Source organism: Sulfitobacter sp. G21635-S1, assembly GCF_027213915.1.
Classification (GTDB): domain Bacteria; phylum Pseudomonadota; class Alphaproteobacteria; order Rhodobacterales; family Rhodobacteraceae; genus Sulfitobacter.
Genome location: NZ_JAPWGV010000070.1, coordinates 1 through 1,087, shown reverse-complemented (window position 1 = coordinate 1,087; position 1,087 = coordinate 1). Strand labels below are relative to the sequence as shown.

The window sequence follows — 1,087 nt, the reverse complement described above, 5'->3', positions numbered from 1 at the left end:
GAAAACGACAAAAACCGCAGGAAACAAGACTTCGCCTGAACAAGCGCGGCATAAACCGGAGCGCGGCATTATGGGCCTTATGCCGATGTCGGCATAATGCCCATGCCACGAAGGCCCCCCATCGACTGAACCGTGATTTCGGGTTCTCGAAGTTCGGCAACACCTCCTATGCGCGCGAGGAGATCGTCGCGGAATTGACCTCGGTTTTCCTGGGTCAGACGCTCGGCTTCACGGCCCATACGCTCGAGATGAATGCCGCCTATCTCCACAACTGGTTGCGCGTTCTTCGGTCGGACAAGGGTGCGATCTTCAAGCACGCCGCGGATGCGCAGCGCGCCTGCGACTATCTGATCGCCAGATCGGAGACGGGTAGGGCAGGGCGCAGTGCCGAGGCCGCCTGACCACACGGAGAACGGAGACTCGCATGTCACGCAAGGAACCCAAGACGCTGCGGGTGGCCTGCTTCGAAGAAGGCCGCCGCAAGATCATCACCTTCAAACGCGGTGCCTATTGGTGGAGCGCGTCCCAGGGTGCCTATCCACTCTCGGCAGCGCTCGAGACCATCAAGGAACAGGGCGGCTGGGTCGAGACCATCCCCAACCCGAATTACAGACCCAAGGGGCTGTTCGGGTAGGGCACCTTCTCCTTCGGTCCTGCCGCCGGCCGGAAAAGGAAAAGCGGGCTTTGGGAAGGGTGTTTCAACTTCGCAAAGGAGAGCCCGATGTCCATGACCGTTCAACCCCAGCCAGACTGTCCGGATCCGAGTGTGATCGCGGCGCAGAACGACGCGTTCCGCAAGGGCGCGTGCCTCGGGGTGCCGCCCGCGCAGCCCATCCAGGGTCGGTTGCATGTCACCCGCTCGCTCATAGAGGCCGATGAAGGCCTCATGGCCGAGGCTGTGAAGGCCACCGGTGAGTTTGCCACGTTCGAGCCTGAGAATGACCCGGAAGGCTGGCACGATTTCGGGGCGGTCGAGATCCGGGGCGAGACCGTGTTCTGGAAAATCGATCTGCATGAGGAAATTACATTTTCAAGTCCTTTTCGTTCAGTGCAACGCTGGTTTGGCTCCTCAAATATGCTCACTCCA

Annotated in this window: 3 protein-coding genes; all 3 read left to right on the top strand. The window is 60.4% G+C overall.

All coding sequences use genetic code 11. The annotated features are described in order from the left end of the window. The coding region (locus O4H53_RS26935; RefSeq protein WP_269368079.1) for a zincin-like metallopeptidase domain-containing protein at positions 1–401 on the top strand (401 nt) is incomplete at its 5' end. Positions 402–424: 23 nt separating this feature from the next. Then, positions 425–634 (top strand): DUF6330 family protein, encoded by a 210-nt coding sequence (locus O4H53_RS26930; protein WP_269368077.1) that lies wholly within the window; start codon positions 425–427, stop codon positions 632–634. Between the two features lie 87 nt (positions 635–721). Further along, positions 722–1,087, top strand: a 366-nt coding sequence (locus O4H53_RS26925; protein ID WP_269368075.1) for a DUF3768 domain-containing protein, incomplete at its 3' end; no start/stop codon positions are given.